The 21,729-nt window shown below is 44.9% G+C and carries 23 protein-coding genes; 14 read left to right on the top strand and 9 right to left on the bottom strand.

Going from position 1 to position 21,729, the window contains the following annotated elements; translation table 11 throughout:
• The first annotated feature begins 1,511 nt into the window (after positions 1-1,511).
• The 12 genes from NHG65_RS21200 to NHG65_RS21145 all read left to right on the top strand — a co-directional run bounded on the left by NHG65_RS21200 (position 1,512) and on the right by NHG65_RS21145 (position 10,134).
• Positions 1,512-1,622 carry a YmiA family putative membrane protein gene (locus NHG65_RS21200; RefSeq protein ID WP_499182643.1) on the top strand — a complete coding sequence of 37 codons (111 nt, stop codon included), beginning with the start codon at positions 1,512-1,514 and terminating at the stop codon, positions 1,620-1,622.
• On the top strand, positions 1,604-1,759 hold the full coding sequence (locus tag NHG65_RS21195) for a YciX family protein (RefSeq protein ID WP_499182642.1): 156 nt from the start codon (positions 1,604-1,606) through the stop codon (positions 1,757-1,759). Before NHG65_RS21200 ends, NHG65_RS21195 begins: the two co-directional genes overlap by 19 nt.
• Before the next feature lie 34 nt (positions 1,760-1,793).
• Positions 1,794-2,219: a hypothetical protein gene (locus tag NHG65_RS21190; protein ID WP_499182641.1), complete on the top strand. Its 426-nt coding sequence runs from the start codon at positions 1,794-1,796 to the stop codon at positions 2,217-2,219.
• 835 nt (positions 2,220-3,054) lie between these two features.
• Positions 3,055-3,267 (top strand): hypothetical protein, encoded by a 213-nt coding sequence (locus tag NHG65_RS21185; RefSeq protein ID WP_499182640.1) that lies wholly within the window; start codon positions 3,055-3,057, stop codon positions 3,265-3,267.
• Between the two features lie 526 nt (positions 3,268-3,793).
• Positions 3,794-4,564: a hypothetical protein gene (locus NHG65_RS21180; RefSeq protein WP_499182639.1), complete on the top strand. Its 771-nt coding sequence runs from the start codon at positions 3,794-3,796 to the stop codon at positions 4,562-4,564.
• Positions 4,565-4,863: 299 nt separating this feature from the next.
• Positions 4,864-5,064: a hypothetical protein gene (locus NHG65_RS21175; RefSeq protein WP_499182638.1), complete on the top strand. Its 201-nt coding sequence runs from the start codon at positions 4,864-4,866 to the stop codon at positions 5,062-5,064.
• Positions 5,057-5,371, top strand: coding sequence for a hypothetical protein (locus NHG65_RS21170; protein ID WP_499182637.1), 315 nt, complete (start codon positions 5,057-5,059; stop codon positions 5,369-5,371). Before NHG65_RS21175 ends, NHG65_RS21170 begins: the two co-directional genes overlap by 8 nt.
• A 12-nt stretch (positions 5,372-5,383) precedes the next feature.
• A complete protein-coding gene (locus tag NHG65_RS21165) occupies positions 5,384-5,671 on the top strand; it encodes a hypothetical protein (protein WP_499182636.1) in 288 nt (95 codons plus the stop codon).
• 590 nt (positions 5,672-6,261) lie between these two features.
• The gene (locus NHG65_RS21160) at positions 6,262-6,486 is read left to right on the top strand and encodes a hypothetical protein (protein WP_499182635.1); all 225 of its coding nucleotides are present in this window, start codon (positions 6,262-6,264) and stop codon (positions 6,484-6,486) included.
• A gap of 8 nt (positions 6,487-6,494) precedes the next feature.
• Positions 6,495-6,875 carry a hypothetical protein gene (locus tag NHG65_RS21155; protein ID WP_499182634.1) on the top strand — a complete coding sequence of 127 codons (381 nt, stop codon included), beginning with the start codon at positions 6,495-6,497 and terminating at the stop codon, positions 6,873-6,875.
• 25 nt (positions 6,876-6,900) lie between these two features.
• The gene (locus NHG65_RS21150; protein WP_499182633.1) at positions 6,901-7,935 is read left to right on the top strand and encodes a major capsid protein; all 1,035 of its coding nucleotides are present in this window, start codon (positions 6,901-6,903) and stop codon (positions 7,933-7,935) included.
• A 345-nt stretch (positions 7,936-8,280) separates the two neighbouring features.
• The gene (locus NHG65_RS21145) at positions 8,281-10,134 is read left to right on the top strand and encodes a hypothetical protein (protein WP_499182632.1); all 1,854 of its coding nucleotides are present in this window, start codon (positions 8,281-8,283) and stop codon (positions 10,132-10,134) included.
• A gap of 400 nt (positions 10,135-10,534) precedes the next feature.
• Here NHG65_RS21145 and NHG65_RS21140 read toward each other — a convergent pair whose 3' ends face one another.
• The 5 genes from NHG65_RS21140 to NHG65_RS21120 form a co-directional block, all read right to left on the bottom strand.
• On the bottom strand, positions 10,535-11,098 hold the full coding sequence (locus NHG65_RS21140) for a hypothetical protein (RefSeq protein ID WP_499182631.1): 564 nt from the start codon (positions 11,096-11,098) through the stop codon (positions 10,535-10,537).
• Positions 11,099-11,537: 439 nt separating this feature from the next.
• The gene (locus tag NHG65_RS21135; RefSeq protein WP_499182630.1) at positions 11,538-12,740 is read right to left on the bottom strand and encodes a tyrosine-type recombinase/integrase; all 1,203 of its coding nucleotides are present in this window, start codon (positions 12,738-12,740) and stop codon (positions 11,538-11,540) included.
• Between the two features lie 131 nt (positions 12,741-12,871).
• Positions 12,872-14,101 (bottom strand): cysteine desulfurase-like protein, encoded by a 1,230-nt coding sequence (locus NHG65_RS21130; protein ID WP_499182629.1) that lies wholly within the window; start codon positions 14,099-14,101, stop codon positions 12,872-12,874.
• Positions 14,098-14,712 carry a 2OG-Fe dioxygenase family protein gene (locus tag NHG65_RS21125; RefSeq protein ID WP_232519095.1) on the bottom strand — a complete coding sequence of 205 codons (615 nt, stop codon included), beginning with the start codon at positions 14,710-14,712 and terminating at the stop codon, positions 14,098-14,100. The genes NHG65_RS21130 and NHG65_RS21125 overlap by 4 nt, the downstream gene beginning before the upstream one ends.
• Positions 14,713-14,890: 178 nt before the next feature.
• Positions 14,891-15,724, bottom strand: coding sequence for an oxidoreductase (locus NHG65_RS21120; protein WP_207979418.1), 834 nt, complete (start codon positions 15,722-15,724; stop codon positions 14,891-14,893).
• A 160-nt stretch (positions 15,725-15,884) separates the two neighbouring features.
• On the opposite strand from NHG65_RS21120, the gene NHG65_RS21115 reads away from it, so the two are divergent.
• Positions 15,885-16,826 (top strand): AraC family transcriptional regulator, encoded by a 942-nt coding sequence (locus tag NHG65_RS21115; RefSeq protein WP_499183503.1) that lies wholly within the window; start codon positions 15,885-15,887, stop codon positions 16,824-16,826.
• 40 nt (positions 16,827-16,866) lie between these two features.
• Here the strand turns inward: NHG65_RS21115 and NHG65_RS21110 are convergent, their stop codons facing one another.
• A complete protein-coding gene (locus NHG65_RS21110) occupies positions 16,867-16,995 on the bottom strand; it encodes a hypothetical protein (RefSeq protein WP_255409002.1) in 129 nt (42 codons plus the stop codon).
• 492 nt (positions 16,996-17,487) lie between these two features.
• Between NHG65_RS21110 and NHG65_RS21105 the strand changes: the two genes are divergently transcribed.
• On the top strand, positions 17,488-18,828 hold the full coding sequence (locus tag NHG65_RS21105) for an anaerobic C4-dicarboxylate transporter (RefSeq protein WP_499182628.1): 1,341 nt from the start codon (positions 17,488-17,490) through the stop codon (positions 18,826-18,828).
• A 166-nt stretch (positions 18,829-18,994) separates the two neighbouring features.
• Here the strand turns inward: NHG65_RS21105 and cspE are convergent, their stop codons facing one another.
• The 3 genes from cspE to cbpA form a co-directional block, all read right to left on the bottom strand.
• Positions 18,995-19,207: a transcription antiterminator/RNA stability regulator CspE gene (gene cspE, locus NHG65_RS21100; protein WP_085118662.1), complete on the bottom strand. Its 213-nt coding sequence runs from the start codon at positions 19,205-19,207 to the stop codon at positions 18,995-18,997.
• Between the two features lie 1,157 nt (positions 19,208-20,364).
• On the bottom strand, positions 20,365-20,670 hold the full coding sequence (cbpM, locus tag NHG65_RS21095) for a chaperone modulator CbpM (RefSeq protein WP_099063812.1): 306 nt from the start codon (positions 20,668-20,670) through the stop codon (positions 20,365-20,367).
• Positions 20,663-21,592 (bottom strand): curved DNA-binding protein, encoded by a 930-nt coding sequence (cbpA, locus tag NHG65_RS21090; protein WP_099063811.1) that lies wholly within the window; start codon positions 21,590-21,592, stop codon positions 20,663-20,665. The genes cbpM and cbpA overlap by 8 nt, the downstream gene beginning before the upstream one ends.
• Between the last annotated feature and the right edge of the window lie 137 nt (positions 21,593-21,729).

The following is a 21,729-nucleotide window of genomic DNA, read 5'->3' as shown; positions in this document are numbered from 1 at the left end:
AACACCATCGCGATAGCCTTGTGCAAAAGCTGCCTGAGGGCTTTTATGCCGAACGGTGCCAGCTTGGCTTTCAGGTAGTGCCTCAAGGTTTACCCATGCTTGAGAACTACGAAGTAAACCTTGCCTGTAGCCTTGCTGATAGGCACATCCACAGCACTTGTGACGGCCTTCACCACCTTGATCTTCAGGGAGTTGGGCGAATACCGGTGAATAACGATGACTGTTGTAGCAAATACTCATTTTATTACGGCCTTAGCCCAGATAGGGCACAAAAGGTTTTGCAAGGCCCGTCTATGCTGTCTACAATCCGTCTGGTCATTAGTACGAAAAGTAGCAAGCTAACGGTTAGCTTTGAGTCGCCAAACTCTCAGCGGCCTTGCTTCTAGGAAAGCCGAGTTCACTATGTGGATTCGGCTTTTTTGTTGTCTAGAGAATACAAAAACACTATATGTAGTGTCTCTTGCCTCTGACTCAATCAAGATAATTAGAAAATGAGAGATTGGCAAGTGAACAAAAGTGGCTTAATTTGTGGATAACTTGGGGGCGAAATGTGGTTTTTTTTTCGCAGTGCGCGCTGTGACTGGCGCGACAAGCATGTCAATAAGCTTGAGGAGAATTTCCAGATTATGTGGAAAAGAAAATCGTTTGGCGGTTTATCGAACGTTAGAATGATTAGTAATGTTAAGTGTAGTTATTATTACCCCGAAAATTCTAGAGAGGTGCTTAGTAGATAAATACGAACGGTTTTCATTTCTATTTGAGTTTTTGAAATATCATAAGAACAAATAGAAGAAGGTTAAAAAGAAAAATGTTTATAAATCAGTGTATGCATACTGTATAAATGATCAATTTTTAACATAATGGATCTTATGCGCACCTTTGTTACACATTGGATATTGCAGATACAAGCCTTAGTCACTCTCTGGAAGGGTGTAGGCACCAAATCAATGATTAAAAGCTAAAGTTAAAACAGAGATAATCGATAGAAAAGCCCGTCTTTTGATCCAACAATTTCACTGAACAAGTAAACCATAACTCCCCACCCAAAACGCGCACTTTGTCCCTTTCAGGCATTCCAGCCACAAAACACACCAACTGTCAGCATGACCATTCTATATGAGAATCCATATCAACTAGGCGGCCAACATACCGTTCATGGATGAGAATGAATGCCATTCAATAATACACCAAAATGAGGCTAAAAATTAACAATAAATCGAATCATTAAAAAAGAGATAATTCTGTTTGATGGGTATTCCTGCGCCATATTGCACGGATGCTGATGGGGTAAGGGTTTGATGTGGTATGTGCAGTATCTAATGGTTGGAATGTACATAATCCCACTCGAGATTATAGTCTGATTAATGAGGATTAACCCTTTGTTTAAAGGGTATTTAACTAGCCTCTATGTAGCAGGTAAATGAAAATTCTGTAGAGGAATAATCTGCTTTATTGATCGGTAAAAGTGATCAATAATTGATTTATGATCGTTTTTATCTATTAATTGTAATGTGGGTGATGATGTGAGGGATGTTAAGCGCTGGGCATGGCTGGCTGTGTTCATCGGCTGTGGGGTGTTCTGGCTGTTGGTCGGTTTGTCGTTATGGTCGTGGCTGGGATGAACTGCAAGGGCGAAGAGGAGGAAGAGGGTATTCAGGGAGGTTCTGAGGGTATCCCAGAGCATTGGCAACTGACTCCAGAACAACGCAGATTCATTGATGATCTTCTTGAACAAAAGACGGGAGAATGTGATAGTTAACCCTATTATTTTAAAGTGTTTATGGGGTTTTGAAATGGCAGGGACTATTGCGAGTACAGCGGCGGTTATTGGGATTATTGATAAAGCGGTTGGTATTGCGAAGAAGCTTTCTAACGAAAATAAAGAGTTTGATAAAGCGACATTGAAGTTAGAGCTAGCTAATCTCATGGTTGAGCTTGCAAATGTTAAACTTGAAACTATTTCTCTGCAATCTCTGTTGGTGGATTCTGAATATAAGCTTAAGAAGCTTGAAATGGATTTAGAAGATAAGGCTAAATTCACTCATTTAAATGACGCATATTGGAAAGAAGGGGATGGCACTCCATATTGCCCACAATGTTACGAAAATAGTAATAAAAAAATACACTTGAAATGTTATCCGAATAGTTGGTGGGTTTGTTCTGTTTGCCGCAGGGGGGTGGATTTAAAAGGAGTACTCCATAGTTCCAATAGAGCTTAGGCCATGGTTCATGATGATCTTAGGCCAAGGATCATATTGAGCTTAGGCCATGGTTCATGGTGATCCATTATATAAACCTATTGCTTATATAAACCAATTAATTATTAAAATCTGTTATTTATTATATATATTTTATGGTCGGTGCCGACCATGATCTTTATGCCTTCGGCAATGGGACACTATTTACAATATTGATCTTTTATTGGCTGATAGAGGGTTAATAGTAATCAGCCATAATCATGATGTTTTTGTATGTTGTCTATGCCCGTTCCGGTCATGCTGTCTATCGGCATGACTATACTAGTATTGATGTGCCTACAATTGGCAATCATGCCGATGTATTTTATTGTGCTCCACACTACGACTATGTAACAGGTTCAGCAGCTCAACCAACTGACCCTTAACACTCATAAACAATAATTCATTACATTCATTATTGATTCGTGTTTGATGTGTCTACGGCATGGCACAGCCAGCCACTTCCTCAGCTTTTGCGCGGCGAGGGATTATTAAACTGCGAGAGTAGCCGCCATAGCCCCTATATCGGCCTGTATGCCTCTGTAAGCGTTTTTTGTGCATTAGGTAGGTCGATGTATATCTATAAACAATTAACCGATCAGAATGGCTTGTAGAGCGTTTAGAGACTTTGATAATTTACCTTGCAATTTTTATAAATAAAAAATATTATAAAATAGGTTATTTATTTACTGTAATATATTGACATTATCACCTGTTCATGTTATATTAATCATAGGTAGTAAATAAAACCAACCTTTATATATAGCCTGCCGGGTTTTTGCTCGGTGGGCATCTTTACATCCAAAATCGGAGGAATATGAATAAAAATAGAAAATTTAAAAGCGCGCAGGATGTCGCTAACGCCATTCATGACGGATCCCAAAACCTACGCCGACTGATTAATAAATTGTCCCCGACCAGCGCAACATCCACCGAGTATAAAGATCTCATCCGGTTTGGCATTGCATTATACAGAGTACAGGAAAGCGCAAGACAACTTGCGGCATTGAAAAATGGCGAGAGTGAATGAGTCACTCGTTCAATATTAACCTCACTGAGGGACAGGTAAACGCCCTAGAGGCAATGGCCGATATGTCCGGCATGACCACTGATCAATTCGTTACCTACGTGCTCAAAAAGGAGATCATCCAGTTTATCGAATGGTACAATAAAAGATTTAATATTAACAATTCAACTATTGAGGAATAATGACAGATAGAAAATACGAGAAGAACTTCACGATACCATACCCAGACGATGTTCTACCAACCCGCCGCGATATATTCCTAGGTCTACTCAGGGATAAAATCCTAACCGTTGATGAAATGCTATCTCGGATTCCCACATATCCAGAATATACCCATGCCGCAGCATATCGGGCAATTGAGATTTATCAAAATCAGTAGCGAGGAGTGTAATTATGGAATTAAAACTATTACTAAGCGCAAGCGTGTTGGACTATATCGATTCTCAGCGTGGTGAACATTCCCGTGCTGGTTTTATCAGGTACTTACTAAAAGATCTAGCGAATAAAAACTCAAGCGAACAGAGGGACGATGACAAAGAAAGAACACCACGAAGTAAATCAACCAGCTAACCAATATATTGATGGAAGTAAAACTATATACCTAAATGTCGAAAAAATACTACGGGCAGCAACGAGTATTACTCGAAAATTGGATGGTATCTCCCTCGAGATATCGCTATCAGATAAGGCCGTATATGAGGTTATGCGTGATTCATATTTTGGCTATCACTCCGCCGGGTTAACCTATTACGAAGATCAGGGAATGATTGCAGCAAAGGCAGGGGTGAGTGTTCCAACCATCAAACGGGCTATTAAAAAATGGTGTGATTTAGGTTTAATCGAGGTTAACACAATTCGGACAGCGTTAGGCAATAAATCAAACTCATATAAAATCACTTCGCTATCCCACGTTATTGATGATTATGTGTTGACCACCCCAGATTTAGCGGGATTTAATCAACATGAGCATAAAACTGATCGCGCTACACAAAATCTAGCCGTTCAACCAGCACCTGAACCAACAGAAATCCCTGGGAGCAGTCCTGAGGAACCAAAGGAAGATCCATCTACCGCCACGCTAAACGATATTCGAGAGTTTGCCTACCAACATAAGGCCGAATTCAGGGGGTCCTGTATCAACGTCCAGCGACTTATTGACGTGTATGAAACGGCAACGGGAAGGGTATTTAACCGGCAGCATCATGCGGCCCTCGTTAACGATGGGCAACTGGAGAGATATCTATCCGATGATGGGGATATCTACGATTACGCAACATCGAGCGACGATATAGTATTTTGAGAGGTATGCATGTTTATGCTCTATATAAATGTTTTAGTACTAATGTACATTTTATTTTCAATCTACAATATCAAATTTAAAACTAAACAATAATTGGAGGTGTTATCGCAATCGGACTGTTCGGTCAATCAAATTCGAATCAATTAGATGATTACTCGATATTCAACAACGTTAAAAAGAAGCGCAAGGCAGAACACGAAAAGCAGGGTAAGGAAAAGGTAAAAATTCGGCGTGAACCAAAACCACATTATAAATTATCCCCAGTTCTATCAGAAGAAGAAAAAGAGATAATTTCATCTATGGACGGTGTCTATTTTAAACCCCGTCCGCGCCTAGTAGGTTATAAATACCTTGATGATGTGGAGCGTTGGGAAATTCTTGGCTTTACCTCTCTCTACCACTACGAGACTTACAACTATTTGCACCGTTTGAGTAATGAGGAATGGGCAGGTAATGAAGTAGATATCTTGGGGATGACTGTAGGCGGTAAAAATGAATAATAACTATCAACTACTATCTAACCTCGAAACCATGTTCAGTATCCTGTTGAGGAAGAAACTGGTAAAGAATAACATAGCTATTCTTGATGGGCTGGACGAGATTATAAAAGATCTTGAATACCTTTATAAAGTATCTGACCTACAAGATCAATTCATCGAGGAACGAATGATTAAATTATTAACCTCAATTGGTGAACTTAGGTCAGCAGTAAAAACAGTCAGAAAATTATCTATTGAATACCCGCAGGATATGACATTGACCAGCTCAGCATTAGAAAAATTAGAAATTAATTACAAGGCAATTTAAAGGAGGTGAAAAATGAATGACATTAATAATCTATTCCAAATTAAACTACAAAAATTTCAAGCTATCTACCTAACTAACCTACAGCAACGAATTGCTACGTTGGTAGGTCGGACGGTAGTTTACCCAGAGCAGGTGGAAATGGTGCTAAACGCATATTGTGAAGCTAACGACAGGTTGCTGGGAATATATGAAGAGTTCGAGGAGTATCAAGATGTTATCGACCCCTCATTCCTATCTGTCGCTGTTATGGAATATATGAAATCAGCGAGTGAGTTGGTCGAGTACTTATCACGGAAGTAATTACAAGTCAACCATATTAATTGACAAATACAATGAAAACTGTTAAAATAATATAAGAGGGGATAAATAATATATCTCCTCACGTTATTAAACGCCGTTGTATGTTCTAACCAGTTCTGGGCGAGTGTTAATGCGTATAGTGTTGAATTTGTCACTGGCGGATTTATCACTGAAAAAATTATTCTGGAGCTTCTCAGAAGGGCGAGAGAGTAAGACACCGTTATTGGAAAGTAGGCTTTCCGCTCCGGGTAGGATATTGGCATTGACTACCCAACCAAATTTTAGCTTGTCCATCGGATGATAATTCCCGGTGGAGAGTAACCCGATTAGGGATATTAACGCGATAGCCTGAACAACTCCACCGCGTTTTTACTCCCTTCCCAAAACAATAATTCTTCTTGTTGATGTTTTTCTTTACTTTAATTACTTTTAGTTAATATATGCCCTCAGTGAGGGCTATATTTTTATTTGTATCCGTGAAAGTTAATGAAAGTCACTTCGAAAGTAACATTTAACAATGAGAAATTATATATAAATCAATAAATAAAAGTTAAAAGTAACTTTGAAAGTTATTCAAAAGGATACGAAATATGAAATCAATTGAAATTAAAAAAACAGCAGTAGCTGGTAAGGTGGCGGTAACACTATTAACCGATCCGGATATTGCTAATGATCTATTCATCCTCGCACGTGAAAATGGTGTTGAGGTTAGCGTAGAAAAGGATGCCCTAAAAGAGCATCAAGAAGAAATAAAACCAACATTTGAATATTTATTAAAAGAAAAAATAAAACAGAAAACAATTAACAAGGAGTAATAATAATTATGATTAATCTAAATCAGATCTATGGTGAGCCAAGCCAAACTATGACTAACGTAGTGAGTTATGTAGGTGATTTTATGACAGTGAAACGCACACGTCTGTTTGCTAATCTCCCTCAAGATGTTGAGGCGGGAAGCATCGTGAATGCATCAGGAGCATTGTTTACCGCATCTGATAGCAATCCATACGTAGTTTTGGAACCGTTTGTTGGCGCTGGAGCTAGTAAATATGTAGTGGTGCATGAAGCGGGTGCCGCTGGCTTATTTTTTAAAGCTGAAGGGCTTAAAGCTGCTGATGCTGCTGGACTGACTGCGGCTATTTCTGCACTGGATGCACAACCGGGCGTTCAGGTAATGTTCACAGATAACATCCCAACCACCTAATAATAACAATAAGGAATAATAATATATGTCAACAATTTTTGCATACGATGTGATAGACCTCGCACCGCTATTTGAGGTTTCACCTGTTAACAATTTCCTCCTGCAAGCACTGAATATCTTTGATTATGATACAAGCGACACACCGAAAGTTGAACTTGAGCGAATTCTAACTGATAACGCTACTCTAATGAATGATAACGTTAAGCGTTACGGCAGTGAGCACAATACTACTCAGCTTGATAAAGCTACTGGATATCTGGTAGAGATTCCACATTTTGCACGTATCGATCAAATTAGTGCTCAAGATTTCCAAGGCCGCAAGGCGACCCGTGAGAATCGCGAAGCAACTCTGATGGATATTTCAGAGGAGTATGTTCGTAAACATAAGCTGGCGCATTCACGCACTACTGAGGCCTATCTCGCTAACTGCCTGTTCAATGCACGTGTTAACTCACCGAAAACAGATGATCAAATTATCGATTATGCAGCACAGTTTGGCACGGCTCAAAAAGTAGAGACTTTAGCTTTATCGGATACATCACTTGATGTTATGGAAGCGTTTGACGGTTTTGTAAATACTATCGCTGCTGAATCTGAATCTTTGGTTAGTTCAGTGCGTCGCTACGTGCTATTCGCTGGCGCGTCTATGTTCAGCAAAATCCGTTTCCATGCATCAATGAAAAGCGCCTTCCAATATGTTAGCCCGTTGGATGCTGGCAACGTTGTGTTCAATGTTCGTGAGGTTCTCCCCAACGTTCAATCATTCACAATTCCAGGAACAAATATTGATGTGGTTAAAGTAGCTGACCCAATCCTGAATGCTTATATCGGTGTTGATGAGGGCATTCTTCTCCCGATCTTTGTTGATGGTACTAATGCTTATCAGCGTATTGCTGGCCCTGCATCCCGTGATATGGATCTGGCACTTGGAGATACTTCAGAGTATTACATGACAATGCATAAAGATTCAAAATGGAACGATATTAGCATTCGTTTTGAGGCTGGTCTGTTGCCTGTAACCCATGCATTTAACCTGAGTATGAAAATCACGGCAGCATAATTTATTGATTAAAGAAGGTCGCATTGCGACCTTCATCAATGATGAAACCTGTGGAGCAGGCAAAGATAAGGAGCAGCTAAGCTCCTTTCTTTTTAATAATGTTCGTTATATTTATCGATAGAGGTAGTTTATCATTATGAGATTTGTAATAGAAAAAAGTAACCATGCTAAATTTATGAATATTTCCTTGGAAGAAGCGCTTAATAAAAAGGTGCTAAACCTCAATGCACTATGCAAATGTTTCGAGATTGCCAGAAGCACCGTTATTTCCCGAATGGAACAGGGAATGGATTTGGCAACAGCGTTGACCATTGAAGATCAAAGAATAAAATAATAGGGGGATGGATGGCAGTAAAGGTAAATGCAGCAACGCTGTATAATAAAGTTGTTTATACCACAGATGCCCAAAGCTTCAAAAAAGCCATGGCTGAAATGAAGCGTTTCAAAGAGGGCATGGCTAAAGGAATGGGCAAGGGATCACTAATTAATGCTCAGGCAGCTATTCAGGACGCCAAGAAAGTTACAAAAGCTGTTCAAGCTGAGGCGGTTAAACAACAGAAGGCATACAAAATCACTATGCCCAAGCAGTCAGGTTCTGGCCGTGGAACTGGCATGGTTGGTAATGCCACGTGGAGCGCACAGGACAGTGCCACATATGCGAGGCAAACACAGCAAATGTACAACAGCCGTGCGGCAGCTGAGAAAGCGTTAGCCGCGCAGCAGGCCAAACAGGCACAGGCGGCAGCCAAGAAACGCAAGGAAGATTTGAATCGCGATTTAAAAGCAAGCATGGCGATGCGCAAAGCGGCATTCGACCTTAATCGCCTACAGGGGCAATCAGGGGCTGAAAGGTATAAGAACATACAGGCCGCCAGAGACATCACCAAAGCCTACAGGGAAGGCCGAATTGAACTGGTCGAGATGAATGAGGCTATGCGCCAACTCAGGGCAAACTCTTCAGCAGCAGCCCGCAACGCAAGAAACATTTCACGCAAGCAAGGAACACCACGCAAGGCGGGCAGCTCCAACTACCTCCTAGGTATGGGACTCGCATCTACAGGTGCAGCTGTTGCCGTGGGTGCGGGGTACGCAAGCTACAGAAACCTTGATACTGCATCCACCAAGGCGCACACACTCAACTCGCTACAACAACAGAACGGTGTTGATCCGAATACCCTATTAGCAATGGTTCAGTGGGGCCGGCAGAATGCGGTTGACTCGGCATCAGTGGAAAAGTTGAGCGACAATATGAAAGATATTGACGAACGCAGTGGTGAGTTCGTGAATACCGCGAAGAAAAATAAGCAGGGCGAATGGACGGGGGGCGGGCAATGGACTGAGGCCGCTAACGCTCTGAAGCTCACAATGGATGATATTAAAGAGTTGCAAGGCAAGCCGATTGAGGCACTCAATCTAATCGCTAACCGTGGTCAGCAAATAGGCCTCTCAGAGAGCACTATCAAGCACCTAATGGAAAACATGGCAGATGATGCGAGCCTTTACTACAATATGTATAAAAATGATGGTAAGGCGCTGATCGATACTATGGCTCAACGCAATGCAACTGGGGTGTCCTATCGCCCTGGGGATATGGATTCTCTCGAGAGCATGTATAAATTCAACCAAGCCCTGCAACAGGGTGCTGAGAGTTTGCAAAATCGGTTTGTTGTTGGGATGGCAAAATCTATTACTGGCACTGAGGATTTAAACGAGGCATTCCGTGTTATGCGTCCACAGGTTGAACAGCTCGGTACTGCAATGGGCGGGTTGTTTAATGCAATTATGAAACTGATTGATTGGTTACCCACTACCAAAGTTAATGAGATGCAGAATCAGTTAAAAACTGGTGGTGTAACTATGGCTGATGGCTCTACAGTTCGGACTGATGGTTCATGGAAGGATTGGATACCAGTTCAAGTCCAAGACCTGTTTGGTTTCGGTGCTAATAGTTCTGCTGCAAGCACTATGTTTAATAAAGAAAATCTGGTTATGGGAGCACTCGCACCTACACAGTATGCTAACCCCGTTCAACAACTGGTGTTTAATCCGACCCTCAACGTGACACCTAGTATCAGTGTTACCCCTGATGGATACGGATTTAGTAATCTGATTGATGTGAAGACATCGGCAGCGATTGCATCCTATGAACAAAACACAATCTTGAACATGATGGCGACAACATCGAATAGCAACAATTGATTGTTTTGCTCGTGTCATTTGGACATAAAAAAGCCCGACATTTGATAGCCGGGCTTAGTCTACAGGAACACTATCAACGCATTGGATAAGAGCGATAGTGATCAGTTACGTGTTCAAGCTCACCGTAACGCATACGGCAGTAGCTACGTACGTAAACTGGTTTGTCATGCTCGTAGATGTAATCATCACGAGTAATATCATGTACCTTCATCGCGTTCTCCTTTATCTGCGCACAACACTGTATACCCGCACAGGTTGCACTCTGTTGGGAGAACCGGTAGTGTATATATCCAATATATCTGCGATAGATATACGTGTACCGGTTGGGTAACCTCCATACACACCGGGATATGTTGACGCATACCCCGACCCTAAGCCCTGTTGACGCAGGGCTATTCTTTTAGAATTCATCATCCCTTGCATACGCTTCAATGATCTTACTAATTTTTGCAGCTTCTTCTTTTGTGAGATCAAGGGGCAGGTTTTCTATTCTCAAAAGCAAATCGTTACGTAGCGGAATAGGTAACTCAAACGTCTTTGTATCACACTCTTGGTTTACAATTTTCCGCTGCGGTATCATTCGTGTTTTCCCCATCTGCGTATTTTGGCGCATTTCATCTATCGTTGGTGTTAGAGCATAATTCTCAAACGCAATGAATTTCTCAAGAGCACTTTGAAAGCGGCTTTTATAGGCTCGCATTGATGCTGATGACACGGCTCCTTCGCTGGATAAACTTAATCTTTCGATTAAGTCTTCGACTTTAAGGAGTCGTACATCTTCAATTTCGTCTAGGTCGCTGATGTTACTCAGCAGACGGAGTGATGCATCACGGAGGTTACGTGCGGTTGCCTCACTAACAATGTTTGATTTTGGGAGATTGTGGAGGAATCGCTCAAAGTTCTGAGCTGAGTATTGTGCATCTGACATAGGGTGTCCTCCAAGGATAACTAATGTAAGCAGCATACATCTTCCATTTCTTAGAATCAACATGGATTCATCCAAGGATCGTTCTTTTTTGCTTGATTACCAAAGTGGTGATTTTTTTGAATCTTATTGCATCTTATTGCATCCTATTGCACTCGTTTGAGGTGTTTAGCATAGGATTGCGAACGAAGAAGGAAGTAAATAAATGCTAGGTATGAACCTGAGTGGGGGGAGATGGAGAGACTAAAGTTTAGGCTATTGTTCTGTAAAATCTTACCTGTGGGAGGGGGAGGGATTTTCAAATGGCGTAAACGTCATTGATTTCCCTCCCAGCAGGTGTCACACCATTATTGTGACACCCATGCGTAGTGCATTGAATTAAATCGGCTTTTATCTTTCAGTGTAAGCAGGCAGGGCCTCCATGAATAGGATGCTAACTCCAAGTCCCGGGATTTTCAGCGCATTACTGAATGCCAAATTACAAGCCTTCATAATCCACCAACTCTATGATATTCCTTAACTCTGCAAGCTCAGCTCCTTGGCTGTAAACCTGTTTCGCCATTGTTCTCTGTGTGTGGCCTACAAGTGCCGCTATCCGGCTGTCATCTATGTTGTACCTGTCCAAACAGGTGATGAACATTCCCCTCAGGCTGTGAAAGCATTGCCTATCGCTCGCAGCTGGCAAGACACGATTTCTCAAACGGGTAAATTTTTGACTGAAATAAGGGGCTTTCTTTCCATCGCTGCGGGTAACGTTGTTTGCGCTTGGCAAAAGATATTCATTACCCCGGCTCAGATACTTTTCTATCACTCCCACAATTAGCGAATGCACCGGAATTGTGCGAATCCCCGCCTTTGTCTTGCTCTTGCTAATGTGGAGCGATAACCCACCGCCATCCCTGATAACATCGACACACCGCATGCTACAAATCTCATCCAACCGCATCCCCTGATACAGTCCGATTAGGATCACATCCCTCAGTTCATCGTCTGCCGTGTTAAGCAGTTTAGTTGTGTCTTCAATAGTAAAAGGTTCGTAGCTCTCGACTGTGGATTTAGCCTCCAACGCATGACCTTTGAAGGGGCAATCAGCAGGGATACCGTCATAGCAGCGCCTTGCATACTCATAGACAGAAGACAGGCTTGAGAGGTAGTTCTGGACAGTTTGAGCGGATTTCTCTCTCTTCTGTTCCCTAATGAAGCCTGCAACCTGCGTTCGTCTAATATCACTCAGGGGAATATCGGCAACGCCCAGAGACTCAATGAACAGGTTAACGCTCAGCAGGGTTTTAGAGAGGGTGGTTAATTCCCGCTTATCCTGATATTCGGATAGGTACTCGTCCCGGATTCGGGCAAGCGTAGGTGAAATGGAAGGTTTGGCCGCATAGGTATTCTGCGGTTTGTTGGCCTGCTCTTTAATTAGACCGTGCAAGGCTGCTATGCCGCGCTGGATCTTCAACTGGTGAGTATCAGGTTTAAGCTGATTTTTGATTTTGTTGAACTCAATGATCATGTGGTCACGAAAATTGATTGCCTTCTCTATGTCACGCTCGCCGCTCGAACGGCGGAAAATTCGCTTACCGTCCGTTAGGTGGCGCATGTAGGAAGGGACAAACACCTGAAAAAGCCATATCCCATCATTTCGCATGAATAAATATTTTGTGTTGTGCTTGATCGCCATCTTAATGATCCTCTAAGATGCCGCAATCAGGTGATCCGTCTGGTTACACTGGTGAGATACTTAGAACGGCAGCTTCCCAAGCTGCATACGAGGGTTCGATTCCCTTCACCCGCTCCAAAAAATTCCTGTCACTACCTTCCGCTGGCCAGTATCTCAAACAGAGTGTCGATTTCCTGTAGGGTATTGTAATGCATCATTCCGACGCGTAGTACACCGCCGCAGTCCTGCAGATTCAACCGCTGAATTAACCCTTGCGCATAGAAATGTCCGCTGCCGACGCAGATATTGTGTTCGCCTAATCGGCGGGCGATCTGTTCGGGGGAGTGCTGCTTAAAGGTCAATGCAAACGTGGGTGTGCGGCGTTGGGTGTCCGCCACGGGAGAACCGTAGAGCTGCACCCCGTCGATTTGCTGTAAGCGCTGCAAAAAATACTCACACAGGGCTTCTTCATGCCGGTGATAGTCGGTAAAACTTTCCTGTAAACGCTGCCTTAAAGAGGCCCCCGGCGTTCCCCATTGCGCCAGGTAGTCAATGGCCGCCGAGACGCCAACCAACCCTTCAAAACTTTGCGTGCCCGTCTCAAAACGCCCTGGCCCGACATCGGTGGCCGGTTCGACCTTGTAAGGCTGCAGTCGTTGCAACCATTGCGGCGCGATATAGGCCATGCCGATATGCGGACCAAAGAATTTATAGGCGGAACACACCAAAAAGTCGCAGCCCAGCGCCTGCACATCGATCAAGTTGTGCGGGGCATAATGCACCGCATCGACGTAAACCTGCGCGCCGACGCGGTGGGCGGCTTCGGTGATGGTTTTAATATCGACGATACTGCCCGTGACATTAGAGGCGTAGGTGACCGCGACCAGGCGGGTTTTGGCCGTGATCTGCTCGCATAGCCGGGCAACATCCAAAGAACAATCCGATTGCTGCAGGGGGATTTGATGCACGGTGACGTGTTTGTCGTTGGCCGCCTGCTGCCAACTGGATACGTTGGCGTAGTGATCCAACTCGGTGACGATAATTTCATCGCCGGCTTGCCAGTTGCGACTAATGATCCGGCTGAGGTGGAACGTCAGCGAGGTCATATTCATGCCAAAAACGATATTATCGGGCGAGGGCGCATTCAAGAAGGCGCGCACCGATTCCCTCGCATGATCCATCACCTCGGTTGTCTTATGACTGGAAAAATAGTGCCCGCCCAGGTTGGCGTTATATTTCCCCAGATAGTCGGTCATTTTTCCCAACACCGCTTGTGATACCTGAGAACCACCGGGGCCATCGAAGAAAATAACCGGTTTATCATTATAGTGCTGATTTAGCGCGCTAAATTGGGTTCGGGCGAGTTCAGGGGAGAAGGTCATGCTTTTTCTCCCCGTGCGGTCAGAACAAACAGATCAAGATGCCCTTCTTGTTCCGGGACAATGGGGCTGATAGGCGTGGCGTTATGCCATAGCTTGCTGTCCGCCAGCAAAACGGCCTCACCATCCGCCAACACTTTTTTAAAGAAAGGGGGCTGGTGATTATCGGCGTATAACATGATTTCGCCGCCGACAATATTTTGCCGATGGATACCAATCATCGCGATATGATCAAAGCCATCCTGATGGATCCCTTCCGGTGCTACCTGAGTTTCATGATGAATGGCGACGACGCGCATCTGATGAATTTCTATCTCCGCACCTTCTGGCAGTGCGTTGCTTTCTGCAAACAGATTGCACATTTCTTCCATGCCGGCGCTTTGCAACACGGCATCGTCAATGGGTTCGAAATGGCGCACCACGTTGCCCTGGAAATGGTTGATCTCATCGGACTGAACGAAATTACGTCGGCCAATCTCTACCACATGGCCATTGAGATGTTTGACGACCGAATAGCGGCGTAAACGGTACTTGCCGTCGGCGTGTTGTGTATGGGGCAATCCAGAAAACGACGGCATCAATTGTTGGGTGGCCTGATGGCTAAGTGCAGTCATACTTATTACGTTTTCGTGTTTCTGTAACATAATCACCTCAAATATGAATCAATATTGATTTTGTAGGGAGGTATTTCGATTGAATTGTAGTCGACACTATTGCCAACGCAATTTTTAGCCAGCGCCGACTACCTTCAAGCGATATGCTGCTGTAAACAAGAATGAACGTAGGACGGCATTAACCGTCGGTTGAGCGGCTGACAGCTTCCCAGGTATCGATATCGCTGTTCATTTGATTCAGTTTTTCCCTGACATACATGACGGCATCGCTGCCCAGTAGCAGTGATGCCGGGGGCTCAGGGCTGTTAATGAGTTGCAGAATGGCTTTGGCGGCCTTAACCGGGTCACCGGGCTGATGGCCGCTGCGTTTTTCACGTGTTTCACGGATCGGCCCGAAGCTCTGATCGTAATCGCTGATACTGCGCGGCGAACGCACCATCGAACGCCCAGCCCAATCGGTTCGAAAAGACCCCGGCTGAATGGCGGTGACCGCAATATTAAAGGGCTTTAGTTCTTTGGTCAGCGTTTCGGAAATGCCCTGCAAGGCAAATTTGCTGCCGCAGTAATAGCTGATCCCCGGCAGGGTAATGAAGCCGCCCATGGAGGTCACATTGATAATATGGCCGGCCCGGCGATCCCGAAAATAAGGCAGAAAGGCTTTAATCACGGCCACGGCACCAAACACATTGACCTCAAACTGATGGAGCGCTTCACTCAGCGGCGATTCTTCCATAATCCCTTCGTGGCCATAACCGGCATTATTGACCAGTACGTCAACTGCCCCCAGTTCCTGCTCTACGGCATCGACCAGCGGGGCAACCGCGGAAAAATGGGTGATATCAAGAATTCGGCCAAAGCAGCGGCCTGGTGCCAGGGCTTCAAAGTGATCTTTGGCCTGCTGATTGCGGAGTGTTCCGACCACGCGGTGGCCCGCTTTTAGCGCTTCTTCTGCCAGTGCGCGACCAAAACCGCTGCTGACCCCGGTGATGAAAAATAATTTTGATTGGTTCATGGCTTTATCCTCAGTAGGGTGGATAGGCAGAATAGGGCGGGCAGAGTAAAACGCGTAGCCCGGATCCTCTCTGATGTTTGCCTATTCCTCTGAGTGTCTGGACGGGCCCGTTGCTGGCTGCCACACTTCAATGACTTTCCACTTCTCTTTGCAGGCGTCTATGACCCTTTTCATGCCAACGGCGACCGACCAGATGATTGAGCTTTTGGACCGGTTGACACCGCATGAAGGCTACAATCTTACGGTTCTGGCGGACGTGCGTTTTTTACGTTCCAACCGCCCGTTGCTGCGCACACCGGTTTTATATGAACCTGGGATCGTCATTGTGGTGCAGGGGAGAAAACGCGGATTTTTGGGAAACGATGTCTATTTGTATGATGCGCAGCATTATCTGATGGTGTCAGTCCCGGTGCCCTTTAGCATGGAAACGGATGCCAGTGCTTCAGAGCCGATGTTGGCGATTTATATGCGGCTGGATTTCAATTTAGCGGCTGATTTGATGTTGCAACTCGATGAGCATAGTCCGAATCTCAGCGAGCCTCCACGAAGTATGGTGTCGAGTCCGATGGATGACGCAATGAGCCACTCGGTTTTGCGTTTCTTGCAGATCATGGCTTCACCGTTGGATGCAGAAATACTGGGACAGGCAATGGTGCGGGAGATTTATTACCGTGTAATGACCGGTCCTCAGGGGCAGATACTGCGAAGTGCGCTGACCACGCAGGGGCAGTTTGGCAAGGTGGCGAAAGCGTTACGAAAACTGCATGCCGAGTATGACTCGTATCTGGATGTGAAGGCGCTGGCGAAAGAGGCGGGTATGAGCCTGCCAACATTCCACAGCCATTTCAAAACCGTGACCAATACGTCCCCGATGCAATATCTTAAATCTACGCGGTTGCATCAAGCCCGATTGCTGATGCTGCGAAATAATCTCACCGCTTCAGCCGCCTGTGTTCGTGTCGGCTATGAAAGCGTTTCTCAGTTCAGTCGCGAGTTTAAACGTTTATTCGGGCTGACACCGCCCCATGAGGTTGAACGTATGAGGCAGAATTTTTCGCTGCCTGCACCCGTGATCCCTTCAGAGTTTATTTCCTCTCACTGACGGGGAGAAGCCGCGGGCCCGGTTTCAGTATTACTACACTTCACGAAATGGCCACCAGAGCACCGATAATGGCGATCAGTAGGATCCAAAACCATTTAGAGGTTTTTTCCGGCTTCCATTCTTCGCCATATTCAACCCGATAATCGGGTTTACGATCCTTTTGATTCATCCTGTTCCCTGGAATCGATATCCATATATGCCCTGGGATTACTTTAAGATGAATCCTAATATTATTGAATTTAAACCTGTTTTTTGGGTAAAAATCCTAAAAAAATTGAGGAGCGTAAAATCGGCATGGGATGAGCAGCTTGCCATGTGGCTGAACGAGAGAGTCACCGGGTCAATACGCCAGGTAGCTCAGATGACTCTGTCACCCTGAAGATATTGGCCACCTGGCAATGATTGAGTTGTTACCCATTTAAATCGGGAGACATTTTCTTCTGGCTGGTATATATGATGTTTATTCACAGTTTTTTATTGTAATTAACTTTCGTTATTTACAAAGTAAACATAAAAATAACCATATTTAAACAAGCTAATTTACACGTAAATATTTGATGGTTTTTTAACTATAAAAACCATCTGTTTGTGATCGCTATCCCTCAATGAAAATGAAAAGAAGTTAATTATTAGCCTTCTTAAAAAGAATAATGAGGTTAGCATGTTATTTACTATTCAACTTATTGTCATACTGATCTGTCTCTTTTATGGAGCCAGAAAAGGTGGGATTGCACTGGGGCTACTTGGCGGTATTGGATTAATCATATTGGTTTTCGTTTTTCATCTACAACCCGGTAAACCGCCGGTTGATGTCATGCTGGTTATCATCGCCGTGGTGGCTGCGTCAGCAACGCTGCAAGCCTCCGGCGGGCTTGATGTGATGCTGCAAATTGCAGAGCGTTTACTGCGACGAAACCCTAAATATGTCTCCATCGTTGCACCCTTCGTGACCTGCATACTGACTATTCTCTGTGGTACCGGGCATGTGGTGTACACCATCTTGCCGATAATCTATGACGTGGCAATCAAGAATAACATTCGTCCCGAAAGGCCTATGGCCGCCAGCTCTATTGGGGCGCAGATGGGCATTATTGCCAGCCCGGTGTCAGTCGCCGTGGTGTCACTGGTCGCCATGTTGGGTAATTTTACCTTTAATGGTAAACATCTGGAGTTTTTGGATCTGCTGGCGATCACTATTCCATCCACCCTGTGCGGTATTCTTGCTATTGGTATCTTCAGTTGGTTCCGGGGTAAAGATCTGGATAAAGATGAAAAGTTCCAAAGCTTCATTTCAGATCCGGAAAACTATAAGTACGTCTATGGCGACACGGCAACATTGCTGGATAAAAAATTACCTACCAGCAATTGGGTGGCCATGTGGATTTTCCTGGGGACCATCGCTATTGTTGCGTTACTGGGAGCCTTTTCCGAGCTGCGTCCATTAATCAATGGAAAGCCGCTGTCCATGGTGCTGGTTATCCAGATGTTTATGTTATGTGCAGGTGCGGTCATTATTATCGCTACCAAAACCAACCCGGCTAATATCTCTAAAAACGAAGTTTTCCGTTCAGGTATGATCGCCATAGTGGCGGTTTATGGTATCGCCTGGATGGCCGAAACGATGTTTGGTGCTCATTTGGAAGAGATAAAATCGGTACTGGGCGCCATTGTTAAAGAATACCCTTGGGCGTACGCTATCGTTTTGTTGATCGTTTCCAAGTTTGTTAACTCCCAGGCTGCCGCACTGGCCGCGATTGTTCCTGTGGCATTGGCCATCGGTGTTGACCCTGCCTATATCGTTGCTTCTGCACCGGCCTGCTACGGCTACTATATTTTGCCTACCTACCCAAGCGATCTGGCCGCCATTCAGTTCGACCGTTCAGGGACAACCAATATCGGACGATTTGTTATCAACCACAGCTTTATCCTGGTCGGTTTGATTGGGGTTTCCGTTTCCTGCGTGATGGGGTGGGTCCTGGCGGCGGCATACGGCTTCTTGTAACGGGGTGGGGCGTAGCGGTGGATAAAACCGTTTATTGATGAGTCACTATTTGCTTAGAAAAGAAATGCAAAAAACCCGCTCAAAGCGGGTTTTTTTATCACTAATGCTTAACTGCTCAGGCTGATGCCTTCATCGCTATCGTAAGTTTTAGCGAGATTATCGGCGATTAAAGCGCGATAACATTAACAGCAGATGGGCCTTTAGCGCCGTCCTCAATAGAGAACTCCACTTTCTGACCTTCATCCAAGGTTTTAAAATCGCTGCTCTGGATGGCGGAGAAATGTACGAAGACATCTTTGCTGCCATCTTGTGGAGTGATAAAGCCGAAGCCTTTGTCAGCGTTAAACCATTTTACTAAACCAGTCATTTTGTTAGACATAGATATATCCTTTTCATTTTTTGAGCCACTCAACGTGGCGAACATGGCCTGTTTTGCAGATTTTTACTTATTGGGCACTTAGGAGGAGGCTCATGAAGAAGGGTATCTAGAGATAACGCTTGAACTGAGAACTGCTTTACTAAAACTGCTTTCATAAGGTCTGTGTTCCAAACCGATGCCGCCATAGTAGGCTTGGTTTGATTTATTAAGCAAGGATTAATTTTTTTAATGTCATCGGTTGGTCAATATATCCCTGGTGCTGCATGAGGGATGAGGGCAGAGCTCAGGCTGTGTCGCCGGCATCTTTTATCGTCATGTGTGGCTGATGCATAAAAGATAAAAGCCCTGACAAGGATTGCCAGGGCTTTTAAGGTACTATCAACTTCAAATTTAACATTAATGAACTTACTAATTTCTTACTGCTAAGGTACTACCATTAAATGTACAGGTTTAACACAGATAATATTGGGCGAACTAAAACCTCCCCTATATTTACCAGTTTACGTTCCTCACCAATCTGAATGAATATTCGAAGATTGGGCATCTTAAACAGTACATCTCCCCTCGCGATATAGACTCTTTGATGCGTGGCCTCACTTCCGTTGCGATTTTGGTACACTAACTTTGAAAAAACAAATCGCAAGCAAAAAACAGTTAAATCATGGCCTTACATCATCGCGTTTTGGTACACACCCTGCGATTGTAGTACTGACTACCTGGCCTTAAAGCTTCATCCAATGAGGATTTACTTTTCCTCAATATGATGGCCCATACAACAAGTGCTTCGTGGCCTTTATCGCAAAAAAAACTTTGATAACTTATTTCTAACACTTTAACTATTATCAGCTGGCTATTGTTTCGCTGCTGATGAATACCAATCTACTGGTTTTTAACAGGGTGTCAATACTGTTTTTAATATCATGTTTTTAATAACATGTCTTTATTGACAGTATTGATAAAAATCATCCATTAAGCCTTATCCAGAAGCTGTTTTCAGCGGTGCGGCCTCATTTTTTTGGATTTATTCTGTCGGGATTTTGTTTATGAAGGGAGTTGGAGTGGAGAGGGAATATTTACCTTTTTATTAGCCGAGAAAAAACAAGATTATAACCGTACTGATGCAGCCCGCTGCCAGGGCAACGGGCTGTTTTCAGCCATCAGGATTTGGCAACAAACCGCGCCAGCCGTTGGTGTAGCTGATTGTTTTCTTTGCGTAATTGCTCAATTTCTTCCAGCAGGGTCAGCGTGACCGCAATGCCAGGCCAGTCCAACGCCAGTTCACGGTGCAACTGTTCAGCACGATGGAAAGTGATTAACGCACGATCGTCAAAGATCCAGTCTTCAGTCGCGGGATCGCGTGGTTGAATCACCCCCAGTCCGACAATTTCGGTCAGTTCATCCTGTGAAACGCCGGTATGCAGGCAAAACTCGGTAATGGTGAAAGTTACTTTTACGTTAGCCATTTTGCTTACTCCACTCTTTGCGTGGATCAAAGGTCTGCTGGGCTTCCGCCAACTGCTGCCATAGCGCGGCGCTTTTTTCGTCCGGCTTCGGTGGCATCATGACCTTGATCACCGCATACAAATCCCCGGTTTCTTTTTTGCCGACCAGGCCTTTCCCTTTGATGCGCAAGCGCTGCCCGGTTTGGCAGCCGGCAGGAATGGTCAGCAGAATGCTGTCTTTCAGCGTGGGGACCGGCACCTTGGCGCCCAGTGCGGCTTCCCATGGGGCGACCGGCAGGACGATCTCCAGATTGTGGCCGACAATGTCGAACAGCGGGTGCGGCGCAATGCGAATAATCAGGTAGAGATCGCCGTTAGCACCGCCGTCAGTCCCGGCCGCGCCCTGGCCTTTCAGGCGAATACGCTCGCCATCGCCGACACCGGCGGGGATTTTCACATTAAGGGTTTTGGGGACTTCCTGCTCCACCATGCCAAAGGCGTTATACACCGGCAGGCTATAGCGAATAGTACGAGTTTGCTCGGTCTGGGTTTCTTCCAGGAAGATCGCCACTTCCATCTCAATATCCTGGCCGCGCATGCCCTGGCGTCGTTGGCGATGCTGCTGAGCCCGGGCGTGTTCGCCGAACATAGAGGAAAAGATATCGGAAAAGTCTTCGGCGTTATGGGTATTGCCGTGCTGCTTCTGGCGGCCAAAATTGGGGTCGTTACGGTGCTGGCGCAGTTGATCGTATTCGGCGCGACGCTCTTCGTCTTTCAGCACCTCATAGGCTTCGGCAACCAGTTTGAACTGCTCTTCGGCGTTCGATTCGGTGCTGACGTCGGGGTGATACTTTCGCGCCAGTCGGCGATAGGCAGTTTTGATTGCCTTGAGATCGTCCGCTGGTTTAACCCCTAAAATGGCGTAGTAATCCTTGAATTCCATAGCGTTATCATCTCACTTCAATCTTTGGTCAGGGGGGTAGTTGAGCCTGTATTGGGTGAAACTTTACTCTTAGTCGGGCAGTTTGTCGTTAAGGTCTCGACGTCATCGGCGGCTTTAGCGCCAAAAAGCGGAGCCGG

This window comes from Serratia myotis, assembly GCF_027474885.1.
Taxonomy (GTDB): domain Bacteria; phylum Pseudomonadota; class Gammaproteobacteria; order Enterobacterales; family Enterobacteriaceae; genus Serratia; species Serratia proteamaculans.
Note: the sequence above shows the minus strand (reverse complement) of the source record. Positions and strands in the feature narration are given on the sequence as shown.